The sequence below is a fragment of the Pedococcus sp. P2_E4 genome, assembly GCF_056403935.1.
Window position 1 is genome coordinate 1 of the sequence record NZ_JBFUEO010000035.1, and the last position, 23,817, is coordinate 23,817.

21 protein-coding genes are annotated in these 23,817 nt (G+C 70.1%); 13 read left to right on the top strand and 8 right to left on the bottom strand.

Annotated features, from left to right (window positions below; all coding sequences use genetic code 11):
• The 6 genes from AC1DV7_RS14525 to AC1DV7_RS14550 all read left to right on the top strand — a co-directional run.
• On the top strand, positions 1–882 hold an 882-nt coding region (locus AC1DV7_RS14525), incomplete at its 5' end, for a hypothetical protein (protein WP_477597848.1).
• 20 nt (positions 883–902) lie between these two features.
• Positions 903–1,451 carry an RNA polymerase sigma factor SigM gene (sigM, locus tag AC1DV7_RS14530; RefSeq protein ID WP_477597849.1) on the top strand — a complete coding sequence of 183 codons (549 nt, stop codon included), beginning with the start codon at positions 903–905 and terminating at the stop codon, positions 1,449–1,451.
• Positions 1,452–1,542: 91 nt separating this feature from the next.
• The gene (locus AC1DV7_RS14535; protein WP_477597850.1) at positions 1,543–2,307 is read left to right on the top strand and encodes a hypothetical protein; all 765 of its coding nucleotides are present in this window, start codon (positions 1,543–1,545) and stop codon (positions 2,305–2,307) included.
• Between the two features lie 132 nt (positions 2,308–2,439).
• Positions 2,440–3,456: a thioredoxin-disulfide reductase gene (trxB, locus tag AC1DV7_RS14540; RefSeq protein WP_477597851.1), complete on the top strand. Its 1,017-nt coding sequence runs from the start codon at positions 2,440–2,442 to the stop codon at positions 3,454–3,456.
• 127 nt (positions 3,457–3,583) lie between these two features.
• Complete coding sequence (gene trxA, locus AC1DV7_RS14545) at positions 3,584–3,910, top strand: thioredoxin (protein ID WP_477597852.1); 327 nt, start codon at positions 3,584–3,586, stop codon at positions 3,908–3,910.
• A gap of 215 nt (positions 3,911–4,125) precedes the next feature.
• Positions 4,126–5,304, top strand: a complete 1,179-nt coding sequence (locus AC1DV7_RS14550) for an N-acetylmuramoyl-L-alanine amidase (protein ID WP_477597853.1) — start codon at positions 4,126–4,128, stop codon at positions 5,302–5,304.
• A 225-nt stretch (positions 5,305–5,529) separates the two neighbouring features.
• Here AC1DV7_RS14550 and AC1DV7_RS14555 read toward each other — a convergent pair whose 3' ends face one another.
• From AC1DV7_RS14555 to rpmH, 8 genes are all read right to left on the bottom strand, one after another.
• Positions 5,530–6,678, bottom strand: a complete 1,149-nt coding sequence (locus AC1DV7_RS14555) for a ParB/RepB/Spo0J family partition protein (protein ID WP_477597854.1) — start codon at positions 6,676–6,678, stop codon at positions 5,530–5,532.
• Positions 6,679–6,691: 13 nt separating this feature from the next.
• Positions 6,692–7,717: a ParA family protein gene (locus tag AC1DV7_RS14560; protein WP_477597855.1), complete on the bottom strand. Its 1,026-nt coding sequence runs from the start codon at positions 7,715–7,717 to the stop codon at positions 6,692–6,694.
• A 453-nt stretch (positions 7,718–8,170) separates the two neighbouring features.
• A complete protein-coding gene (rsmG, locus tag AC1DV7_RS14565; RefSeq protein ID WP_477597856.1) occupies positions 8,171–8,944 on the bottom strand; it encodes a 16S rRNA (guanine(527)-N(7))-methyltransferase RsmG in 774 nt (257 codons plus the stop codon).
• A 31-nt stretch (positions 8,945–8,975) separates the two neighbouring features.
• The gene (locus AC1DV7_RS14570) at positions 8,976–9,695 is read right to left on the bottom strand and encodes a Jag family protein (protein WP_477597857.1); all 720 of its coding nucleotides are present in this window, start codon (positions 9,693–9,695) and stop codon (positions 8,976–8,978) included.
• A gap of 11 nt (positions 9,696–9,706) precedes the next feature.
• A complete protein-coding gene (yidC, locus tag AC1DV7_RS14575; protein ID WP_477597858.1) occupies positions 9,707–10,768 on the bottom strand; it encodes a membrane protein insertase YidC in 1,062 nt (353 codons plus the stop codon).
• A gap of 104 nt (positions 10,769–10,872) precedes the next feature.
• Positions 10,873–11,208, bottom strand: a complete 336-nt coding sequence (gene yidD, locus AC1DV7_RS14580) for a membrane protein insertion efficiency factor YidD (protein ID WP_477597859.1) — start codon at positions 11,206–11,208, stop codon at positions 10,873–10,875.
• Positions 11,205–11,594, bottom strand: coding sequence for a ribonuclease P protein component (rnpA, locus tag AC1DV7_RS14585; RefSeq protein WP_477597860.1), 390 nt, complete (start codon positions 11,592–11,594; stop codon positions 11,205–11,207). Before rnpA ends, yidD begins: the two co-directional genes overlap by 4 nt.
• 10 nt (positions 11,595–11,604) lie before the next feature.
• On the bottom strand, positions 11,605–11,742 hold the full coding sequence (rpmH, locus tag AC1DV7_RS14590; RefSeq protein ID WP_106297453.1) for a 50S ribosomal protein L34: 138 nt from the start codon (positions 11,740–11,742) through the stop codon (positions 11,605–11,607).
• A 467-nt stretch (positions 11,743–12,209) separates the two neighbouring features.
• On the opposite strand from rpmH, the gene dnaA reads away from it, so the two are divergent.
• The 7 genes from dnaA to gyrA all read left to right on the top strand — a co-directional run bounded on the left by dnaA (position 12,210) and on the right by gyrA (position 23,777).
• Positions 12,210–13,694 (top strand): chromosomal replication initiator protein DnaA, encoded by a 1,485-nt coding sequence (gene dnaA / locus AC1DV7_RS14595; protein WP_477597861.1) that lies wholly within the window; start codon positions 12,210–12,212, stop codon positions 13,692–13,694.
• A gap of 658 nt (positions 13,695–14,352) precedes the next feature.
• Positions 14,353–15,486: a DNA polymerase III subunit beta gene (gene dnaN / locus AC1DV7_RS14600; RefSeq protein WP_477597862.1), complete on the top strand. Its 1,134-nt coding sequence runs from the start codon at positions 14,353–14,355 to the stop codon at positions 15,484–15,486.
• A 114-nt stretch (positions 15,487–15,600) separates the two neighbouring features.
• The gene (gene gnd, locus AC1DV7_RS14605) at positions 15,601–16,686 is read left to right on the top strand and encodes a phosphogluconate dehydrogenase (NAD(+)-dependent, decarboxylating) (RefSeq protein ID WP_477597863.1); all 1,086 of its coding nucleotides are present in this window, start codon (positions 15,601–15,603) and stop codon (positions 16,684–16,686) included.
• 10 nt (positions 16,687–16,696) lie between these two features.
• Positions 16,697–17,896: a DNA replication/repair protein RecF gene (gene recF / locus AC1DV7_RS14610; RefSeq protein WP_477597864.1), complete on the top strand. Its 1,200-nt coding sequence runs from the start codon at positions 16,697–16,699 to the stop codon at positions 17,894–17,896.
• Complete coding sequence (locus AC1DV7_RS14615; protein WP_477597865.1) at positions 17,889–18,479, top strand: DciA family protein; 591 nt, start codon at positions 17,889–17,891, stop codon at positions 18,477–18,479. Before recF ends, AC1DV7_RS14615 begins: the two co-directional genes overlap by 8 nt.
• A gap of 401 nt (positions 18,480–18,880) precedes the next feature.
• Positions 18,881–20,863, top strand: a complete 1,983-nt coding sequence (gyrB, locus tag AC1DV7_RS14620; RefSeq protein ID WP_477597878.1) for a DNA topoisomerase (ATP-hydrolyzing) subunit B — start codon at positions 18,881–18,883, stop codon at positions 20,861–20,863.
• A 175-nt stretch (positions 20,864–21,038) separates the two neighbouring features.
• Positions 21,039–23,777 carry a DNA gyrase subunit A gene (gene gyrA / locus AC1DV7_RS14625; RefSeq protein WP_477597866.1) on the top strand — a complete coding sequence of 913 codons (2,739 nt, stop codon included), beginning with the start codon at positions 21,039–21,041 and terminating at the stop codon, positions 23,775–23,777.
• The last annotated feature ends 40 nt before the right edge of the window (positions 23,778–23,817 follow it).

Below are 23,817 nucleotides of genomic sequence, written 5' to 3' on the forward strand. Positions count from 1 at the left end.
GCCCTCGGCACGGCCGGACACGCCGCCGGCCAGGCGGCGGGGGCGGCCGCCCACAAGGTGGGGTCCTTCGCCCGCGCCCAGGCCGACAAGGCTGCCGAGCGCCGGGCCCTGCGCAAGGCCGCCGAGGAGCGGGCCGAGCAGCGACGGATCAGCCTCGGGCAGGCGCTCGTCGAGGGCGACGAGCCCATCGAGCCGCCGCTGCCGATGCTCCCCCAGGAGACCGCCGACCCGCCGGGCCGCGACCAGTCCAAGCTCGTGCTCATCGTCATGGCCGCCTTCCTCGTCCTCGCGCTCGTCATCGGCTTCGCCGGAGCCTCCCGGATCGGTTCGCGCAGCAACCTCGACCTCGGCGGCCCGCCGCGCGGCGGCAACACGGTGACCGTCACGGCGTCGCCGACCACGGTCGGCCCGACCGGCAAGACGACCGAGCCCACCGGAGCCGGAGGCGGTGACGGCTTCCCGGTCCTGTCGGCCACCGGCTTCGACCCCGAGGGCGACAACGCCGAGCGCAACGGCGAGGCGGCGCGCACGTTCGACGGCAACGCCAAGACGTTCTGGAGCTCCGAGGGCTACGCCAGCGCCAACCTCGGGGGCCTCAAGAAGGGCGTCGGCGTGGCTCTCGACCTCGGCCAGGTCCGCAAGGTGGGCGCCGTCGAGCTGGTGCTGCCCGACGCGTCCGACGTCACGGTCTATGCCGGGGCCAAGCGCAGCCTGACGGGCGCCACCGAGATCGGCACGTCCACCTCCAAGGAGGGCACCGTGACCCTCACCCGGGTCGACGGGCCGGCCGACGCCCAGTACGTCATCGTCTGGTTCACCAAGGTCTCGAAGGTCAGCGACGGGCGGTTCCGCGCCACGCTGGCCGAGGTCACGGTCCGCTAGCCCCGGCTGGCGGCACGCCCATGGCCTCGACCCCGCTGCAGGAGCGCGACGACCGCGACCTCCTGCGCGCCCACGTCGAGGGCGACCCGGACGCGTTCGGCGAGCTGTTCCGCCGTCACCGCGACCGGATGTGGGCCGTGGCCCTGCGCACCACGGGCAACCGCGAGCTGGCGTCGGACTGCGTCCAGGACGCGTTCATCTCGGCGTTCCGCAGGGCGTCGTCCTACCGGGGAGACGCTGCCGTCACCACGTGGCTGCACCGGATCGTCGTCAACGCCTGTCTCGACCGCCTGCGCCGGGACAAGCCCACCAGCATCCTGCCGGAGTACGAGCTCGCCGACCGACGTGACGCCCACGCCTCCGTCGACGTCCGGCTCGACGTGCGCCAGGCCCTCGACCGGCTGCCCGAGGGGCAGCGGCTCGCGCTGATCCTGGTCGACATGCACGGGCTGTCCGTGTCCGAGGCAGCCCAGGTGCTCGAGGTGGCAGAGGGCACCGTGAAGTCACGCTGCAGCCGCGGTCGTGAGGCCATGGCGCAGATGCTGCGGGAACCATCGGGGCAGCCATGACGTCGTACCCGTGTCGCCCCTTGTGCCCTCGCCGTGGTTGCCCAGGCACGAGCGGCCCGTCCAGACCACCAGCAATCCGGAGGTATCCGTGGTGAGCACCCCACCCGTGCCACCGGGTCGACCCGACCCCGACGACCTCGAACCCGACCCCACCGGCATCCGGGCTCTCCTGTCGGGCCTCCCCGATCCCGGGCCCATGCCCGCCGCTCTGGTCGACCGGATCAACGCCACGATCGCCGCCGAGCAGTCGTCCCGCTCCCAGGGCGCAGTCGTCGTGCCCCTCGCGCCGCGTCGGCGTGCGTGGCTGCGGGCCGGGATGGCCGCCGCGGCGGTCGCTGCCGTCGCCGTCGCCGTCCCCGCGCTGATGTCCACCTGGGRCCCGGGCGGCGGCGACACGGCCTCGTCGTTCTCCTCTCGTGAAGCCGTCTCCGACTCGGCGGCCGGTGGTGCGAGCGTGCCACCGCCCATTGGATCGTTCACATCCGCGCCCGGCACCGCTCAGGACCGCGCGTCCAAGCCACTCGGCGACGTGCGCGTGCAGGCCAGCGGCACCGCCTACACCGCCGCGCGACTCGTCACGCAGGCTCGGCCACTCACGGATACGAGCGGCAAGTCCACCGCTCCCGCGGCCTCGCTGGCCGCGGCAGGGGTCAGTGAGGCGCAGCTGCGCGAGTGCCTCACCGCGCTCGGGGTCGAGACCTGGGCGCCCGTGGCCGGCGACCTCGCGACGTTCGAGGGCGAGCCGGCGATCGTGGCCGTGGTGAGCACGGACACCGGCCAGCGCGTGTATGCCGTGTCCACGCACTGTCGCGCGGCCCACCCCCTCGTGTTGTCCGGCCCCGTCGCGCTCCCGTGACCCCGTGACGTCCCCGTCGCGACGGGGTGTTGGGTGCGCCGACCGGAACAATCAGGCCCTACCATCGGTTGCAGACATCGGCACCGTATGTAGCGGTGTCGAACCGCTTCGACCACAAGGGGCTGTAGCCGCGTGAGCACCACCGCATCCGAGACGATCCGCGACCTGATCATCATCGGCTCCGGTCCTGCCGGGTACACCGCGGCCGTCTACGCCGCCCGGGCCAACCTCAAGCCACTGCTGTTCGAGGGCGCCGTCACCGCCGGTGGCGCGCTCATGAACACGACCGAGGTCGAGAACTTCCCCGGGTTCAAGGACGGCATCATGGGCCCCGAGCTCATGGAGCAGATGCGCGCCCAGGCCGACCGGTTCGGCGCCGAGATCATCACCAACGACGTCGAGTCCGTCTCGCTCGAGGGCGACGTCAAGACCGTGACCGACGCCGAGGGCAACACCTACCGGGCCCACGCGGTCATCCTGGCCATGGGGTCGGCCTACCGCGAGCTCGGCCTGCCCGACGAGAAGCGGCTCTCCGGCCATGGCGTCTCGTGGTGTGCGACCTGCGACGGGTTCTTCTTCCGCGACCAGGACATCGCGGTCGTCGGTGGCGGTGACTCCGCCGTCGAGGAGGCCACCTTCCTGACCAAATTCGCCCGGTCGGTGACGATCGTGCACCGTCGTGACGAGCTGCGCGCCTCAAAGATCATGGCCGAGCGCGCCCTCACCAACGACAAGATCCAGTTCGCCTGGAACTCCGAGGTCGCCGAGATCCACGGTGACGCCAAGCTCACGGGCGTGACCCTGCGCGACACGGCCACCGGCGAGACGCGCGAGCTGCCCGTCACGGGGCTGTTCGTCGCCATCGGCCACGACCCGCGCAGTGAGCTCGTCAAGGACGTCGTCGAGCTCGACGACGAGGGCTACGTCCTCGTGCAGGGTCGCTCGACCCTCACCAACGTGCCCGGCGTCTTTGCTTCCGGCGACCTCGTCGACCACACCTACCGGCAGGCGATCACCGCCGCCGGTTCGGGCTGTGCCGCCGCCCTCGACGCCGAGCGGTTCCTGGCCGACCGGCACCACGCCGGGGCGCCGGACGCCGGGGCCGCCCTCACCGCGGGACGATCCGACGAGCCCGCCCTGACGCACTGAGCCTGCGAGGCCACACCCCACCGCTGTCCCCGGGCACTGCGATCCTGAAAGCCCCGGCGCACCACACCGCACCCGCTCCACCCCGCACCATCGACCCGACCACAGCACCACCGAAAGGAGCCCCCTAGTGGGAGCCATCAAGGACACCACGGACGCCACCTTCGAGGCGGACGTCCTCCAGAACGACAAGCCCGTCCTGGTGGACTTCTGGGCACCCTGGTGCGGCCCGTGCCGTGCCGTCGCCCCGATCCTCGAGGAGCTCGCCGTCGCGCACGCCGACAAGATCGACGTCGTCAAGCTCAACACCGACGAGAACGTCCAGGTGAGCAGCCGCTACGGCATCACCGGCATCCCGACGCTCAACGTCTACGTCAAGGGCGAGGTCGTCAAGACCCTCGTCGGCGCGATGCCCAAGCCCAAGCTCGTCCGCGAGCTGGCCGACTACCTCGGCTGAGCCCGGGCCAGCCCGCCTGGCGCCGACCTCGTGTGCCGGCCGCGTCCGATCCCGGGCCGGCCGGCACACGGCGTCCCGGGGTCCGGTTGGTCCCGGGGCCCGTGCTGACCTAGGCTCGAACCTCCACCGCGTCCTCCCCGGATGGCCGGGCAGGCCGCTGACCTGCACAGACGTAGATTGCTCGCCCGCTGACACCACGCCCACGAGGAGGCCCGTTGTCTGACAGCAAGTTCGGGCTGCTCGGGTTGGGCAGCCGAGGACCGGCCGTGGCCGACGTGCGTGCCCGTCTGCTGGCGCTGCCGGCATCGCAGCTGCCGGAGCGTGATCGCGCCGGTCTGGTCGACAGCTCCCCCGAGGTCTTCGACGAGGCGCTCGAGCGGGCCGTCCGGGCCTTCCAGCAGCACAAGGGCCTCATCGTCGACGGAGTGGTCGGTGTCGAGACGTTCACGGCCATCGACGGGTCGCGCTGGGGGCTGGGTGACCGGATCCTGCTGCACACCCCTGGCCACCTGCAGCGCGGCGAGGACGTCGTGGCCCTCCAGGAGCGGCTCAACACCCTCGGGTTCGCCGCCGGCCGGGTCGACGGCCGTTTCGGGCCCGAGACCGAGCGTGCGGTGCGGGCCTTCCAGAGGGCGTACGGCCTGCCCGGGGACGGGTCGGTGGGGCCCGAGACGCTGCGCGCCTTCGAGGACCTGCGCAGGTCCGTCTCCGGTGGCTCCGCCAACGTGCTGCGCGAGCGTGAGCTGGTGCGCCGCTCCGGCCACAGCCTCAGCGGCCGCACGGTGGTCCTCGATCCTGGCCACGGCGGCGACCACCCGGGCGCGGTCGCGCACGGGCTCGTCGAGGCCGACGTCGCGATGGACCTGGCACGACGCATCGAGGGACGCCTCACGGCCATCGGCGTCTCGGTCGTCTACACCCGCACCGAGCACACCTGCCCCACCGAGGACGAGCGCGCCGCCACCGCCAACGCGGCGGGCGCCGACCTGGTGCTCTCCCTGCACTGCGACTCCCACGACGCGGCCGACGCGAGCGGGGTCGCGACGTTCTTCTTCGGGCGCGACCGCACGACGTCGTGGTCGGCCGTCGGCGAGCACCTGGCCGACCTGCTGCTACGCGAGGTCGTCGCCCGCACCGGGCTGGCCAACTGCCGGGCGCACGGCAGGTCGTGGACCCTGCTCCAGCAGACCCGGATGCCCGCCGTACGCGTCGAAGCGGGCTACCTGTCACACCCTGACGACGCCGCCTCGCTGGCCGACCCCGCCTTCCGCGACACCCTGGCCGAGGCCGTCGTCGTCAGCCTGCAGCGCCTCTACCTGGGCGACGACGACACCGCCACGACGGGTGTCCTCCAGCTCGGCGACCTGCGCGCCTACCTCGCTGCCCACGGCTGACCCACCCACCGGCACGAGTGGGGGCGTGGATTGCGAATTCCCTTGTGCCCCAAGGAAATCCACCCTCCCCTGCTCCCCCGGTTTCCCCTAACCTCTGCTAGCAGGGGTTAGCGAAATGCGGACAGCGTGCACCGTGTCCGCCTTCCACCAAGGTCTGCTAGCAGGGGTTGGTGGACGCGCAGGGGCAGCGGCCAGGGGCCGATGGGTATGCCGTGCGAGCGCCGGTCAGCCGCGTGGGTCGATGCCCAGCATGTCGACGATCCGGTTGAGGTCCTCGACCGACGCGAACTCGACGGTCAGCTTGCCCTTGCGCTGGCCGAGCGCGATGTTGACCCGCGTGTCGAACCGGTCGGAGAGCCGCGCCGCGAGGTCGTCGAGCTGGGGGTGCCGGCTCCCGGCCCGCGGACGACGGGTCTTGACCTTCTCGTCGCCCAGGCCGACTGCCACGATCTCCTCGACGTTGCGGACGCTGAGCCCCTCCGCCACGATCCGCTGGGCGAGGCGCTCCATCGACGCACCGTCGTCGAGCGACAGGAGTGCCCGGGCGTGGCCCGCGGACAGGACCCCGGCCGCGACTCGGCGCGCCACCAGCGGGGGGAGCTTGAGCAGGCGCAGGGTATTGGAGATCTGGGGACGTGAGCGACCGATCCGCCCGGCGAGCTCGTCGTGCGTGCAGCCGAAGTCCTCGAGCAGCTGCTGGTAGGCCGCAGCCTCCTCGAGCGCGTTGAGCTGACTGCGGTGGAGGTTCTCCAAGAGCGCGTCCCGGAGCAGGTCGTCGTCGTCGGTCTCCTTGACGATGGCGGGCACGGTGTCCTTGCCCGCGGCCTGCGAGGCGCGCCAGCGACGCTCGCCCATGATCAGCTCGTAGAGCACGCCCTCGGCGACCTCACCGTCCTGACCTGCGGAAACAGGCCGAACGACAATCGGCTGGAGCACCCCGATCTCGCGGATCGAGTGGACCAGCTCGGCCATGTCGTCCTCGTCGAACACCGTACGCGGCTGCCGCGGGTTGGGCCGGATCGAGGAGATCGGCAGGTCTCCGTACGATGCGCCGGGCACCGGGGCGAGGCCCTGGCCGTCACGGGCCCCCTCCGAGGCAGCCTCGGCGACCGAGGTCGCGGTGGGCCGCTCGCCCGTGGTGCTCGACCCGTTCTGGTCGCCGGGGCCGCCCGCAGCATGACCGGCCGCACCGTGGCCGGCGGCGCCGTTCTGGCCAGCGTGGGCGTCGCTCCCGGCGTGCCCCTGCTCGGACCCGGCGTCCTGGGGCTGCTCGTTGAAGAACACGTCGACAGGGCGGCTGGTGGCGGGGCTGGTTGGCGCGTTGGGGATCAGGGCACCCAGTCCGCGGCCGAGGGCACGTCGCTTCTCACTCATGGGGGCTTCCTTCTCAGTTCTGCGCGCTGGTCGCGGCCGGGGTCGGCTGGTGGTTGAGCTGGCTGGGATCGGAGGGCACCCCGTGGTCGTTCTGCGTGCCGGCGGACGCCTTCGAATGCCCGTCCTGGCGAGCCCCGGCTGCGGCACCCCGGTCGGCGAGCTCGGACGCCGCTCCCAGGTACGACAGGGCACCACTGGAGTTCGGGTCGTAGGTCATGACCGTCTGTCCATGGCTGGGCGCCTCGGAGATGCGCACCGAACGCGGCACCGTGTTGCGCAGCACCTGGTCCGGGAAGTGCGACCGCACCTCTTCGGCGACCTGCGCCGACAGCCGCGTGCGGCCGTCATACATGGTGAGCAGGATGGTCGACACGTGCAGCGTCGGGTTGAGGTGGCTACGGATCAGCTCGATGTTCTTCAGCAGCTGCGACAGGCCCTCGAGGGCGTAGTACTCGCACTGGATCGGGATGAACACCTCCTGGGCTGCCACGAACGCGTTCACGGTCAGCAGACCCAGGCTCGGCGGGCAGTCGATCAGCACGTAGTCCGGAGCCGGCTTGCCGTGCTCGGCGTCGGTCAGGTACGTCGTGATGGCCTTCTGGAGGCGGGTCTCCCGAGCGACCAACGAGACGAGCTCGATCTCGGCGCCGGCCAGGTCGATGGTTGCCGGGGCGCACCACAGCCCACTGATGTCGGGGCATTCCTGCACGACGTCGGCCATCGCGACTCCGTCCACGAGCACGTCGTAGATGCTGGGCACCTCGGCGTGGTGGTCGATCCCGAGCGCGGTGCTGGCGTTGCCTTGCGGGTCGATGTCGATGACCAGCACCGTGAGCCCCGCCTGGGCCAGGGCCGCGGCGACGTTGACGGTGGTCGTCGTCTTGCCGACGCCGCCCTTCTGGTTCGCGACAGTGAGGACCCGCGTCGCCGGCGGCTTGGGGAAGACCCGGCCGGTCAGGGCGATCCGCTTCCGCGCGTCCTCCGCGACAGCGCGGGCGAGCGGGGTGCTGTGGTCGCTGTCTGGCAGTGCAGCCGCCACCTCGGCTCGGTCGTCCGTTTCACGTGAAACGACGGCCGCAAGTGCCTGCGCAGCCGCTGCGGAGTCACCTTGGCGCACCGGCTCCGCAGCGGGTGTCACCACAGGCTCCGCGGCCGACGCCACGGCCGACGAGAGGGCTGGCCGTGCAACCGGCTCGACAGCCGGCTCCGTGGGGCCGGCGACACTCGCCTGGGGCTCTGTTTCACGTGAAACAGCGGTCTCTTCCACAGGCTCCTCCGAGCTGTCGGGGGCGGTTTCACGTGAAACAGCGTCCTCACGCACGACGCCGTCGGCAGACGGCCATCCCAGCGCGGCGGTGGGCTGACCCGGGCGGTGCGGCCAGCCCAGTCCTCGGTCCAGTCGCAGCAGCGTTGCGGTCACGCGGTCACCTCTCCAGCCATGGGGATCATCCAACCCTACGGGGCGGTACCCACACAAAGCGGAGTGCCACTCCTACCGACGCCGCTTTCCTTGGCGTGCTGGACTCTCCGGTCGAGCGCGCACGGAGAGGTCCAACGTGACCGTGGGGACCGCGAGCCACCTCTCGCCGTAGCTGCACACCTGGGCCTGCGCCATACCCAGCTTCCGGAGCACCTTCTCCTCGGCGGCGAGCTCCTCGCCGGCCTGGCTGCCCTTGAGGGCGACCAGGCGACCGTCGTCCTGCAGCAAGGGGAACGTCCACCGGGCCAGCTTGTCGATCCTGGCCACCGCGCGTGCCGTGGCGAACGGCACCCGCAAGGTGCCGTGGAACTCCTCCGCCCGGCCGCGGTGGACCGTGACGTTGTCCAGGCCGAGTTCGGACGCCGTGCTGACCAGCCAGTTCGTGCGACGCAACATCGGCTCGACGAGATGCAGGTGCAGGTCCGGGCGCGCGATCGCCAGGGCCAGGCCGGGCAGACCGGCTCCTGACCCGACGTCGACCACTTCGACGTCGCGCGGGAACGCCTCCGCCACGACGGCGCAGTTGAGGATGTGGCGTTCCCAGAGGATCGGTACCTCGCGCGGCCCGATGAGGCCGTGGGAGACCCCGGTGTCGGCGAGGACCCTGGCGAACAGCTCGGCCGCTGGGAGAGCGTCACCGAAGAACTCCACGGCGCCGGCGGGTGGAGTGGGCGCCTTCACCGCCGCGGTATGGCGGTGAGTCTGGTCGGCCTCGGATGCACCGACGGGCGCGGATCCGGTCTTGCCGGTGCCGCGCCCGTCGGCGTCGTCTGGTGGTCGCGTCATGCGTCCTGTTTCACGTGAAACAGCGACGTGGTCACGCGCTGGAACCGGCAGGGAGCACGACAACGAACCGCTTGGGCTCGACGCCGTCGGACTCGGAGACCAGGCCTGCGGCGAGCACCTCGTCGTGCACCACCTTGCGCTCGAAGGCCGTCATCGGCTCCAGCGATGCCTTCTCGCCGGTCGCCTTGACGCCCTCGATCGCACGGCGGGCGATCTCGACGAGCGCCGCGCGACGCTCGGCGCGGTGGCCCGCGACGTCGAGCATGAGGCGGCTGCGCTCACCCGTCGCCGACTGCACCGCGAGGCGCGTCAGCTCCTGGAGGGCGTCGAGGACCTTGCCGTCGGTGCCGACGAGGCGGCGAGGGACGCGGCCCTCGTCAGAGTCGACGATCGAGACCGCAGCGCGGTCGCCCTCGACGTCCACGTCGATGTCGCCGTCGAGGTCGGCGATGTCGAGCAGCGTCTCGAGGAAGTCTGCCGCCACCTCGCCTTCCCGCTCGAGGTCGGCGACCTTGGCGCGGCGAGGGGCGCGCGGGGTGGCGTCGCCCGCCTCTGCGTCCGTCCCGTCACGATCCGACGCGGCCTCGTCCGACGCGGCGTCGTCCGACGCGGCCTCGTCCGACACGGCCCCGTCCGAGGCCGTCTCTGCCTCCGGCTCTGCGTTCACGTCCGCAGCCTGCGGCGTCTCGGTGTCCAGGGTGGTCGGCTCGTCGGTCGCGGCGTCGACCACGGTGTCGTGCTGCTCAGTCATGGCGGTCACTCTCAGTTGTCGGTCTGGGGCTTGTTCTCGGCGACAGGGCTCGTCACGCCGCTGGACTTGCTCTGCGGCCCCTTGGGCTGCGGTCCCTTCGGCTGCGGTGCCTTGGCCTTCTTCTTCTTGTTCCGGGTGGGCTGCTGGCGCTGGCCGCCGGCGGGCTTGGGTGCCTCGTCGGCAGCGTCCTCGGGGCGGTCGAGACCCTTGACGGTGAACTCCTCCACCGGCTTGCCACGCTTCATCCGGCGCTCCTGCATGGCCTTCTCGGCCGGGGAGCCGGGGGCCGGCATGCGGCGGATCACGTAGAACTGCTGGCACATGGACCAGACGTTGGTCGTGAGCCAGTAGATGAGGACACCGATCGGGAAGTTCACGCCCGAGATCGCGAAGAACAGCGGCATCAGGTAGAGCAGCACCTTCTGCTGCTTGGCGAACGGGTTGTCCAGCGCCGAGGCCGGCATGTTCTTCATCATCAGCTGGCGCTGCGTGGTGAACGTGCTCACCGACATCAGGATGATGAGAACGATCGTGACCACCTGGGTGGTGACGCTGTCCGCGTGCGTGAAGTTGTCGGAGAGCTGCGCACCGAACAGGGTGGACTGCTCGGCCTGGGACGCGAGCGTCTTGCTGATCGGGCCGATCGGGTCGATCTTGCCGTCGGCGATCTTCGAGAGCCCGTTGAGCACGCGGAACAGGCCGAAGAAGAACGGCGACTGGAGCAGGATCGGCAGGCAGGACTGGAACGGGTTGGTGCCGGTCCGCTTGTACAGGTCCATCGTCTCGGCCGTCATGGCCTGGCGGGAGTCCGGGTCGTTCTTGCCCTTGTACTTGGCCTGGATCTTCTGCATCTCGGGCTGGATGAGCTGCAGGCGCCGCGACGCGTGGATCTGGCGCACGAACAGCGGGATCATCGCGGCACGCATCACGACCACCAGGCCGACGATGGACATGACCCACGCGAACCCCGACGCGGCCGGGATGCCGATGAAGGTCAGCACGCTGTGCCAGCCGTACAGGATCCAGGCGACGATCCACTCGAACGGGTAGATCAGCGAAGTGAAGAAGTCCATCTCGTCCTCAATCTGGTGGTGGCCCGCCCTGGGGGCGGTTCACCGGTGGTTCCGGCTGCGCAGCGGGTATGCCGCGTGGCCGGCAGGTCTGGGTGCGTCCGCCCTCAGGCGGCCGCGGGTGGGGCGTCCGGCTCGGGCAGCGGGTCCCGGTACGTGCGACCGGTGCCCGGCACGTGGTCGACGCCCCCGGCCGACCACGGGTGGCACCTGAGCAACCGCCGAACGGCCAGCCAGGTTCCCTTGCCGGGCCCGTGGGTACGGATCGCGACGAGTGCGTAGGCGGAGCAGCTGGGGTAGTAGCGACAGGTCGCCGGGGTCATCGGCGAGATGAACCGCTGGTACAGCACGATGAGCCCCACCAGCGGAGCGGCCGCCGCGCGCCGCACGAGCGACCCTGCGGTCGAGGCCCCGGTCGAGGAGCCCCCGGACGACGTGCTCATGCCGGCACCCCGTGGCCGCGAGTCTCGAGCTTGGCGAGGGCCTTGCCCAGCAGAAGGTCCAGCTCGGCGCCGAGTTCGCGCGAATTTGCTTGTGCCGCAACGGAATTCGCCCGAATCACCACATCGGTGCCGGTGGGGATCCGAGCGATCCTGGCTGCCATCAGGGCCCGCAGCCGCCGCTTGGTGCGGTTGCGGACCACCGCACCGCCGACGGCTTTGGAGACAACAAAACCGACCCGCGGCGGGAGACCCGCACGCGTGTCGGTCGAGTTGGCGTGGACCACGATCAGCCGGGAGCCGAAGCGCACCCCTGCAGCACCCCCGTTGCCCCGCAGTGCCGCCGAGAAGTCCGCGCTCTCGCGCAGGCGGTGCCCCGCGGGCAGCACGGGAGAAGCCTCAGGCGGACAGCTCGGAGCGGCCCTTGCGACGGCGCGCCGACAGGATGGCGCGACCCGCACGGGTGCGCATGCGCAGGCGGAAGCCGTGGGTCTTGGCCCGGCGGCGGTTGTTCGGCTGGAAAGTACGCTTGCTCACGAGGATCTCCGTAACTGGTCAGGCCCGGGATGGGCCTGGCTGAAGTGCTGGTTGCTGCAGAGGGCCCTGCAGTGCTCCTGGCGCATCGGCCGCAATCGGAAGCCCACGCGGTGCAGCGCCAAAGCACAGAACACCGGGATCGCGGGCATGCGAAAACGGCCGACAGGCCTCGTCTACGGTACGCGAGCGCGAGTCACAGGGTCAAACCAGCGGCCACCACACCGCATACGGGGGCGTATTAGCAGGCGAGTGGAGCCGTTCCGGGGGCGACACGCCGCCTGAATCGGGATAATTTGGTTCCTGCGCGGGGTGATTTTTCGGGTTTCGCTTGCTGGGCCTGCGCCCGGTTGTTAACGTCCTCCCTCGTCCCTCGTCACCCACAGGTTGTGGATAAGCGTGTGGACAAGGCACCATGAGCCTGCAGCCGGGACATCGAACGACACATCGTCGAAAGGCAAGTGGGACCAGTGAGTGAGCCAGATCTGAACTTCGCTCAGATCTGGCAGAACACCATCACCACCCTCGACGCCGACGGCCTGCCCGCTCGCGAGCGCGCCTTCCTCACCCTGGCCAGGCTTTCCGGCCTGCTGGACGGGACGGCCCTGGTCAAGGTCCCCAACGACTACACCAAGGACGTCGTCGAGACCCGCGTGCGTGACGAGGTCACCGCGGCGCTGTCCGACCAGCTCGGCACCGCCGTCCAGCTCGCGGTCACGGTCGACTCCTCCTTGGACGAGAGCCACCTGACCGAGGACACGGTCGGCCTCGACGAGCACTCGGGCCCGTCGATGAGCCTGTCGATGAGTCCGTCGATGACACCCTCGCTCGACGCCCCGGTCATGCGGCCCGTCGAGCTGCCGCCCGTGGCCGAGCCGCAGCGCCGGCCGCGCGACGAGGTCCCGAGCATCACGGACGAGTCGGCCACGCGGCTGAACCCCAAGTACACGTTCGACACCTTCGTCATCGGCGCCAGCAACCGGTTCGCACACGCGGCCGCGGTCGCGGTCGCCGAGGCGCCGGCCAAGGCGTACAACCCCCTGTTCGTCTACGGCGAGTCCGGGCTGGGCAAGACCCACCTGCTGCACGCGATCGGGCACTACGCGCGCAACCTCTACCCGCACGTCAAGGTGCGCTACGTGAACTCCGAGGAGTTCACCAACGACTTCATCAACAGCATCCGCGACGACAAGGCGTCGAACTTCCAGCGCCGCTACCGCGACGTCGACGTGCTGCTGATCGACGACATCCAGTTCCTCCAGGGCAAGGTGCAGACGCAGGAGGAGTTCTTCCACACGTTCAACACCCTGCACAACGCCAACAAGCAGGTCGTCATCACCAGCGACCTGCCGCCCAAGCTGCTGAGCGGCTTCGAGGAGCGGATGCGCAGCCGGTTCGAGTGGGGCCTGCTCACCGACGTCCAGCCGCCCGACCTCGAGACCCGCATCGCGATCCTGCGCAAGAAGGCCATCCAGGAGCGGATGAGCGCGCCCGACGAGGTGCTCGAGTTCATCGCCAGCCGGATCTCGACCAACATCCGCGAGCTCGAGGGCGCCCTCATCCGCGTCACCGCGTTCGCCAGCCTCAACCGGCAGAGCGTCGACATGGGCCTGGCCGAGATCGTGCTCAAGGACCTCATCCCCAACGAGCAGGGCAGCCAGATCACCAGCGCGACGATCATGGCCCAGACCGCTGCGTACTTCGGGCTGACCATCGAGGACCTCTGCGGAGGGTCGCGCTCCAGGGTGCTCGTGACCGCGCGACAGATCGCGATGTACCTGTGCCGCGAGCTCACCGACCTCTCGCTGCCCAAGATCGGACAGCAGTTCGGCGGCCGCGACCACACGACGGTCATGCACGCCGACAAGAAGATCCGCCAGCTGATGGCCGAGCGCCGCGCGATCTACAACCAGGTCACCGAGCTGACCAACCGGATCAAGCAGCAGTCGCGCTGAGCCGCTGACGCCCGCGTCCCCAGCTTTCCACCGCGTCGTCCCCAGTTCTCCACAGGGTTGTGCACACCTGTGCCTGCCTGTTCACCCGTTCGTCATCTGGGGCGTCCCCCGCACGAGGGGCGTGCTCAGGCGGGCGAGTCCCGCACAAAAGCCGACAATTGGGCATGGTCCACACCTGTGGACAACTCTGTGGGTATGTGTCGGCCCGCTACTGCCATCGGCCGTTCGGAGGAATCTTCCCTCTGCGCCTGTGGATAACCCGTGGACAACCGGTGGAGCGCGGTCCTCACCGCTGGGGACGGGCCCGCCGCGGGTGTGGACGTCCTGTGGGCGACGAAACCCCGTCCACAGCCGGCACCAGCTTGTCCGCCGGCCGGTCCACCCGGCATACACACCCCTATCGGTGCGCTGACCTGCGCCGATGCGACTTCTCCACAGTGTCCACACCCCCTAAGACCATGACTACATCCATCTACCAAGGGGTCCCGCCCCGAGTACCAATCCAGCCCCGACCCGCCCGGACGACACCTGAGAACCACAGGTCATCGGATTCGGGGATCCGGGTTGGCCGACCGCACCACGAGCACTAGGGTCAGTGCCCAATCACATTCTTGAAGTTCGACGCGGCCAGGCCGCACGCGAAGGGCAGGTAGCGACGGTGAAGTTCCGGGTCGAACGTGAGGTCCTCGCCGACGCCGTGACCTGGGTGGCCCGCGGGCTGCCCGCCCGTCCACCGGTGCCCGTCCTGGCGGGAGTGCTCATCGAGGCCAACGACGAGGGTTCGCTGACGCTCTCCGCCTTCGACTACGAGGTCTCCGCCAAGATCACCGTCCCGGCCGACGTCTCCGAGTCCGGCACGGTCCTCGTCCTGGGCCGGCTGCTGGCCGACATCTCGCGCAACCTGCCGGGCAAGCCGGTCGACGTGGCCACCGACGGCAACAAGGTCTCGGTGACCTGCGGCTCGTCGCGCTTCAGCCTCATGCAGATGCCCGCCGACGACTACCCCACGCTGCCCACCGCGCCCGCTGCGAGCGGCACCATCGCCGGTGACGTCTTCACCCAGGCGGTCGCCCAGGTCTCGATCGCCGCCGACCGCGGCGACACCCTGCCGATCCTCACGGGAGTCCGGGTCGAGATCGACGGTGAGAAGGTCACCCTCCTCGCGACCGACCGCTACCGCCTCGCGATGCGTGAGCTCACCTGGAACCCCGGCGCCACCGATGCAAGCCACGTCGCGCTGGTCCCGGCCCGCACGTTGTCCGAGACGGCCAAGGCGCTCGGCGCCTCCGGGTCGATCGAGGTCGCGCTCGGCTCGTCGGCCGGGGGTGACGGGCTCGTCGGCTTCGAGGCCGGTCAGCGTCGCACCACCACGCGACTGCTCGACGGCGAGTACCCCAAGGTCACCTCGATCTTCCCCACCAGCGTCGACACCGAGGCCGTCATCAAGACCTCCGAGCTGGTCGAGGCGGTCAAGCGCGTGGCCCTCGTCGCCGAGCGCAACACCCCCGTCCGCCTGAAGTTCACCGATGGTCAGGTGGCGATCGAGGCCGGCACCGGCGACGACGCCCAGGCGTCCGAGGCGGTCGAGTCCACCTTGAGTGGTCCCGAGATCGAGATCGCGTTCAACCCCCAGTTCCTCCTCGACGGCCTGGGGGCCGTGGGCACCGACTACTCGCGGCTGTCGTTCACCCAGCCCTCGCGCCCGGCCGTGCTCTCCGGGCAGGATGACGCCGACGGCGACGCCGACACGTCATACCGCTACGTCCTCATGCCCGTTCGCTTCGCGAGCTGACCCCACCCGGGCGTAGCCTGAGCAACGCACACGGCGAGGTATGCCGTGTGTTCGGCTCCACCGCTGTCCGTCACCTCCCGCTCGGGGCACCACCGCAACGGAAAGGCACCTGTCATGCAGCTCGGTCTGATCGGTCTGGGGAAGATGGGCGGCAACATGCGCGAGCGGCTGCGCCGCGCTGGCCACGAGGTCGTCGGGTTCGACCGCAACCCCGCGGTGTCCGACGCGAAGACGCTGGCCGGCCTGGTCAAGGCGCTGGACGCCCCCCGCACCGTGTGGGTCATGGTGCCCGCCGGCGCCCCCACGCGTGACACGGTCGAGCAGCTGTCCAAGCTGCTCGACAAGGGCGACATGGTCATCGACGGCGGCAACAGCCGGTTCACCGACGACTTCGAGAACGAGAAGCTGCTCAAGGCCAAGGGAATCGGCTACCTCGACTGCGGCGTCAGCGGCGGCATCTGGGGTCTCGAGAACGGCTACGGCCTCATGGTCGGTGGCACCGCCGCCAACGTGAAGCGCGCCATGCCGATCTTCGACGCACTGCGCCCCGAGGGTCCGCGCGAGGAGGGGTTCGTCCACGCCGGCAAGGTGGGGGCCGGGCACTACACCAAGATGGTGCACAACGGCATCGAGTACGGCCTGATGGCGGCGTACGCCGAGGGCTACGAGCTGCTCGAGGCCAAGAAGGACATCGTCAACGACGTCCCGGGTGCCTTCAAGGCCTGGACCCGCGGCACGGTCGTCCGCTCCTGGTTGCTCGACCTGCTCGTCGACGCCCTCGACGACAACCCGCACCTCGACAATGTCTCGGGCTACACCGCCGACTCCGGCGAGGGCCGGTGGACGGTCGAGGAGGCCATCGCGATGTCGGTGCCGATGCCGGTCATCTCCGCGTCGCTGTTCGCGCGGTTCGCCTCGCGCCAGCAGGAGTCCCCGACGATGCAGGCCGTGGCAGCGCTGCGCGGTGGGTTCGGCGGTCACCAGGTGATGACCGTTCCCGAGGGCGAGAAGCTCCGGCGCGGCGAGGAGCCCAAGAGCGCGAAGGCCACCAAGAAGGTCACGGCCAAGCCCGAGGGCCGCACCTCCAGCGCCAGCAAGGCCGCCGCCAAGGGTCGCAAGGCCGCGACGGCCGGGCCCTCGTCCGGCACCGGTGCCACGACGAAGAAGACGGCCGCCAGGTCGACGACCCGCAAGGCCTGATCGGGGGCCCTTGCACGTCCGTCACCTGACTGTCGCCGACTACCGCAGCTACGCCAGCGCCGAGCTCCCGCTCGAGCCGGGCGTGACCACGCTCGTCGGCCTCAACGGTCAGGGCAAGACCAACCTGGTCGAGGCGATCGGCTACCTCGCCACCCTGTCCAGCCATCGCGTCGCCACCGACCAGCCGCTGGTCCGGTTCGGGGCCGAGCAGGCGGTGATCCGCGGGGCCGTCGTGCGTGACGGGCGCGAGACTATGGTCGAGATCGAGCTCAACCCGGGGCGGGCCAACCGGGCCAGGCTCAACCGCTCCCCCGTCCCCCGTCCCCGCGAGGTGCTCGGCACGTTGCGCACCGTCCTGTTCGCGCCCGAGGACCTCGCCCTGGTCAAGGGTGACCCGTCGGAGCGGCGCAAGTTCCTGGACGACCTGCTCGTGGCGCGCCAGCCGCGGTGGGCGGGAGTGCGCAGCGACTACGACAAGGTGCTCAAGCAGCGCAACGCCCTGCTGAAATCGGCACAGCCGGTGCTCCGCAGGGGACGCCGCGTCCAGCGACCCCGGCCCGGCGACGAGCCGGTCGACGAGGCCCGCGCCTCCGCGCTGCACACCCTCGACGTCTGGAACGCGCACCTCGCGACCGTGGGGTCCCAGCTGTTGTATGCGCGGCTGCGGCTGCTGCGCGACCTGGGTCCCTACCTCGAGAAGGCGTACAACGAGGTGAGTGCCGGGCAGTCCGACGCGAAGGTGACCTACAAGAGCTCGCTGCGCGAGGCCGCCGCGGCCTCGCTGGCGGCCGGTGACGTCCCGGACCTCGACGCGCTGCGTGCCGAGCTCGTCGCCTCGCTCGAGGAGGCGCGTGAGCGCGAGATCGAGCGGGGCATCACCCTCGTCGGACCACACCGCGACGACCTCGTGCTCCAGCTCGGCGACCTCCCGGCCAAGGGGTATGCGAGCCACGGCGAGTCCTGGTCCTTCGCGCTGGGACTCAAGCTCGCGGCATACCAGCTGTTGCGACACGACCTGGGTGAGGACCCCGTCCTCATCCTCGACGACGTGTTCGCCGAGCTCGACTCGGGTCGCCGCGAGCGGCTGGCCGCCATGGTGGCCGAGTGCGAGCAGGTCCTCATCACCGCCGCGGTCGAGGCCGACGTGCCGAGGACGCTGGTCGGGCGGACGTTCTCGGTGACGCTGGGTGAGGTGACCCGCCGTGAGTGAGCCGAGCGGCCTGAGCGGCCCGACCGGCGCTCCCGACGGGCCGGACGAACAGCCCCGTGCCGAGGACCTCCCCGCGGAGGCCGTCGGTAACGCCGACGACGCGGCCGCCGCGGCGCTGCTGCGGGCCCGCGCGGCTGCACGGGACAAGGGCCTGCGGCCCGGGCTGAAGCCGATCGGTGGTCGTCGGCGCCCAGGCGGCGCGCCCAGCCCGACCCAGCGCCGGGACGGCCGTGACCCCCTGCTGCTCGGTGACCAGATGGACCGGCTGCTGTCCGACCGGGGCTGGAAGGTCGACGTCGCGGTCGGCTCGGTGATGGGTCGGTGGAACGACATCGTCGGCGCAGAGGTGGCCCAGCACTGCACTCCGGTGACCTTCGAGATGGGGATCCTCACCGTCCGGGCAGACTCGACCGCGTGGACCACCCAGCTCCAGCTGCTGGAGTCCTCGATCATGGCCCGGCTCGAGGGCGAGGTCGGCAAGGACACCGTCAGCGCGCTCAAGATCGTCGGACCGAGCGCGCCGTCGTGGTCGCGCGGGCCACGACGCAGCCAGGGGCCGGGGCCGCGCGACACGTACGGCTGACCGAGCCCGACCACCTCGCGAGGAAGGCCGAAATCGGCCCCTCAGGGGTGGGGAGCCGATCCCCGACACGTTGGCGGGCGATTATTTGGGCCAAATCCCGCCTCTAGGGCCTCCTGACGGTGGATCTGGGCGCCTCGACCATTAGACTGGGGAGCGAATTCGCGGCCAGCTGGTCTCCAGACTGGTCGCGTTCCATGAGCACGGTGCTGCGAGGTGCGGGGACCCCCCTGCGAGTCCTGCGGCGCCGCCGGAAGAGGAGCACAGTGTCCGAGGCTGACAACACGCCCGTCGACCACCCCATCGATCCGTCGGATCCCTCGACCCCTGACCAGACCTCGGAGCACCTCACGGCCGCCGAGGCCGAGGCTGCCCGCGAGCAGGTCGAGGCCGGGCTGGCCGGGGTGCCGGCCGGGTCCGAGTACGACGCCAGCCAGATCACGGTCCTCGAGGGCCTCGAGGCGGTGCGCAAGCGTCCCGGGATGTACATCGGGTCCACCGGTGAGCGGGGGCTGCACCACCTCGTCTGGGAGATCGTCGACAACTCCGTCGACGAGGCGCTCGCCGGCTTCGCCGACACGATCGACGTGACCCTGCTCGCCGACGGGGGCGTCCGCGTCGCCGACAACGGCCGCGGCATCCCCACCGACATCCACCCCGCCGAGGGAAAGTCCGCCGTCGAGCTCGTGCTCACCCAGCTGCACGCCGGTGGCAAGTTCGGTGGTGGCGGCTACAAGGTGTCCGGTGGTCTGCACGGTGTCGGCTCGTCCGTCGTCAACGCCCTGTCGACGCGGCTCGACGCCGAGGTGTTCCAGAAGGGGCACGTCTTCCGGGTCACCTTCGACCACGGTGAGGCGGTCGCCCCCCTGGAGAAGATGGAGGAGTCGGACCGCACCGGCACCACGATCACCTTCTGGCCCGATGGGGACATCTTCGAGACGACGACCTATGACTTCGAGACGATCCGCGCACGGTTCCAGCAGATGGCGTTCCTCAACAAGGGGCTGACCATCAACCTCCTCGACGAGCGTGAGCCCGAGAGCGCTGCCGACGCCGACACGATCGACGCCTCTGAGAAGAAGCAGCGCTCGGTCTCCTACAAGTACGACAACGGCCTGGTCGACTACGTCACCCACCTGGTCTCGTCCAAGAAGTCCGAGCCGGTGCACCAGGAGATCATCTCGATCGAGTCCGAGGACACCGAGCGCCAGCTCAGCCTCGAGCTGGCGATGCAGTGGACCAGCTCGTACTCCGAGTCGGTGCACACCTACGCCAACACGATCAACACCCACGAGGGCGGCACCCACGAGGAGGGCTTCCGCGCGGCGATGACCAAGCTCATCAACGACTTCGCCCGCAAGCAGAACCTCCTCAAGGACAAGGACGACAACCTCACCGGCGACGACATCCGCGAGGGCCTGACCGCCGTCGTGTCGGTCAAGCTCGGCGAGCCGCAGTTCGAGGGCCAGACCAAGACCAAGCTCGGCAACTCCGAGGTCAAGGGCTTCGTCCAGCGGGCGATGACCGACGAGTTCGGCCACTGGCTCGAGGCGCACCCGACCGAGGGCAAGGACATCGTCCGCAAGTCGGTCCAGGCCGCGGCCGCGCGCATGGCCGCCCGCAAGGCGCGCGAGGCGACCCGGCGCAAGGGCCTGCTCGAGTCCGGCGGGCTGCCGGGCAAGCTGCGCGACTGCCAGGCCAAGGACCCGACGATCTCCGAGGTCTTCATCGTCGAGGGTGACTCCGCCGGTGGTTCGGCGGTGCGTGGCCGCAACCCGCACAACCAGGCGATCCTGCCGATCCGCGGCAAGATCCTCAACGTCGAGAAGGCCCGCATCGACAAGGTGCTGGCCAACAACGAGGTCCAGGCGCTGATCAGCGCGTTCGGCACCGGGATCGGCGAGGACTTCGACCTCGCCAAGGCCAGGTACCACAAGATCGTGCTCATGGCCGATGCCGACGTCGACGGCCTGCACATCCGCACGCTGCTGCTGACGCTGCTCTTCCGGTTCATGCGTCCGCTGATCGAGGCCGGCTACGTCTACCTCGCCCAGCCGCCGCTCTACCGGCTCAAGTGGAGCAACCACCCGCACGAGTTCGCCTACTCCGACCGCGAGCGCGACGCCATGGTCCAGGCCGGTCAGGCCCAGGGCTGGCGCCTGCCCAAGGACGCGGGCATCCAGCGCTACAAGGGTCTGGGCGAGATGGACTACCAGGAGCTGTGGGAGACCACGATGGACCCCGACCACCGGGTGCTGCTGCAGGTGTCGCTCGACGACGCCGCCGCGGCCGACGAGATCTTCGCGATCCTGATGGGCGAGGACGTCGAGAGCCGACGCGGCTTCATCCAGCGCAACGCCCGCGACGTCCGGTTCCTGGACATCTGATGGGGACGGGTATGGCGCGTGGTCGTCTGGCTGCGAAGCGCAGAGGGGTGCTTGGCCTACCATCCGCCCTCCGCTTCGCTCCGGGCTCCCGCCAGACCCTCCACGGCCTGCGCACCCCTCTGCGCTCCACAGCCTTCTGAATCTCACCCTTTCTCGTTGATACGCAAGGACTTTCATGACTGACGTGACACCACCGGTCGAGTACGACCGCACCGAGGCGGTCGACCTCAACACCGAGATGCAGCGCAGCTACATCGACTACGCGATGACGGTCATCGTCAGTCGCGCGCTGCCCGACGTGCGCGATGGCCTCAAGCCGGTGCACCGCCGCGTGGTCTACGCCATGTACGACGGCGGCTACCGCCCGGACCGCGGCTACAACAAGTGCAGTCGCGTCGTCGGCGAGGTCATGGGTCAGTACCACCCGCACGGTGACTCCTCCATCTACGACGCCCTCGTCCGGCTGGTCCAGGACTGGTCGCTGCGCTACCCGCTCGTCGACGGCCAGGGCAACTTCGGCTCGCCCGGTGACGACCCCGCGGCCGCGCCCCGGTACACCGAGTGCCGGATGGCGCAGCTGGCCATGGAGATGGTCCGCGACATCCACGAGGACACTGTGGACTTCCGCGACAACTACGACGGCAAGACGCAGGAGCCGGTCGTCCTGCCGAGCCGGTTCCCCAACCTGCTCGTCAACGGCAGCTCCGGCATCGCGGTCGGCATGGCGACCAACATCCCGCCGCACAACCTGCGTGAGGTCGCTGACGCCGCGCAGTGGGTGCTCGCCAACCCCGAGGCCACGCGGGAGGAGGCGCTCGACGCGGCGATGGCCCGCATCCAGGGCCCCGACTTCCCCACTGGCGCGCTGATCCTCGGTCGCAAGGGCATCGAGGAGGCCTACCGCACCGGCCGCGGCTCGATCATCATGCGCGCGGTGGTGCAGGTCGAGGAGATCCAGGGCCGGCAGTGCCTCGTCGTCTCGCAGCTCCCGTACCAGGTGAACCCCGACACCCTCGCCCAGAAGATCGCCGAGCTGACCAAGGAGGGCCGCCTCTCCGGCATCGCCGACATCCGCGACGAGACCTCGGGTCGCACCGGCCAGCGCCTGGTCATCGTGCTCAAGCGCGACGCCGTCGCCAAGGTCGTGCTCAACAACCTCTACAAGCACACCCAGCTGCAGACCAACTTCGGCGCGAACATGCTCGCCCTGGTCGACGGTGTGCCCCGCACGCTGCCGATCGACGCGTTCATCCGGCACTGGGTCGAGCACCAGATCGAGGTCATCGTCCGGCGCACGAGCTTCCGGCTGCGCAAGGCCGAGGCCGACATCCACATCCTGCGTGGCTACCTCAAGGCACTCGACGCGCTCGACGAGGTCATTGCCCTCATCCGCCGCTCGCCCACCGTCGAGGCGGCCCGCGACGGGCTGATCGAGCTGCTGGGCATCGACGAGCTGCAGGCGCGCGCGATCCTCGACATGCAGTTGCGCCGCCTGGCCGCCCTCGAGCGCCAGAAGATCATCGACGACCACGACAAGCTCGAGGCGATGATCAAGGACTTCGAGGACATCCTCGCCAAGCCCGAGCGGCAGCGCACCATCGTCTCCGACGAGCTCACCGAGATCGTCGACAAGTTCGGCGACGACCGGCGCACCAAGGTCGAGTTCTTCGACGGCGACATGTCGATGGAGGACCTCATCCCCGAGGAGGACGTGGTCGTCACGATCACCCGGGGTGGCTACGCCAAGCGCACCCGCGTCGACGCGTACCGGTCGCAGGGACGCGGCGGCAAGGGCGTGCGTGGGGCCCAGCTGCGCGGCGACGACATGGTCGAGCACTTCTTCACGACCACCTCGCACCACTGGCTCCTGTTCTTCACCAACCTCGGCCGGGTCTACCGGGTCAAGGCCTACGAGTTGCCCGACGCCGGGCGTGACGCGAAGGGCCAGCACGTCGCCAACCTGCTTGCGTTCCAGCCCGACGAGAAGATCGCCCAGGTCCTCGACGTGCGTGACTACGCCCAGCAGCCGTACCTCGTGCTGGCCACCCGCAAGGGCCTGGTCAAGAAGACGCGGCTCGGCGACTACGACTCCCCCCGCAGTGGCGGCCTCATCGCCGTCAACCTCAAGGAGGGCGACGAGCTCGTCGCGGCCGACCTCGCGTCGGCCACCGACGACCTGCTGCTGGTCTCGCGGCACGCCCAGTCGGTGCGCTTCCACGCCACCGACGAGCAGCTGCGCCCGATGGGTCGCGCCACGAGCGGCGTGACCGGCATGCGGTTCCGCGGCGACGACTCGCTGCTGTCGCTCAGCGTGCTGCACGAGGGCGAGGACCCGGACGTGTTCGTCGTCTTCGAGAACGGCATGGCCAAGCGCTCGCCGGCCTCGGACTGGAACGCCAAGGGCCGCGGTGGCCTCGGCGTCGCCGTCGCCAAGATCACCGAGCGCAACGGCGACCTCGTCGGGGCCCTCACGGTGGGCGAGGACGACGAGGTCCTGGTCATCATGGGCAAGGGCAACATCGTGCGTATGCCGGTGAGCCCGGTGACGCGGCGCGGCCGCAACACCCAGGGCATGAAGTTCGCGAGCCCCAGCAACGGGGACTCCGTCGTGGCCGTGGCCCGCAACCCCGAGCGTTCCGCGGAGGAGCTCGCCGACGAGGCAGCCGTGGCTGCCGGGGCTGGCGGCGAGGCTGTCGCCGTCGACGCCGGCGAGCCGACTGGGTCGGGTGCTGGGCACGTGGCCAACCAGACCGTCGCCAGTGGCGTCAACCAGTCAGACGACGCCGTGACGAGCGGCGAAGGCGACCTGACGGGCCCGGATGCCGTACCGTCGAGTGAGGACACAGAGGTCACCGAGGTCGCCGCTCAGGAGGCCGACGAGACCGAGAACGATGCCAGTGGAGGTAGCGAGTGAGCACGGCAGGCCAGACGAGCAGGTCGGCCCTCCCCCAGGG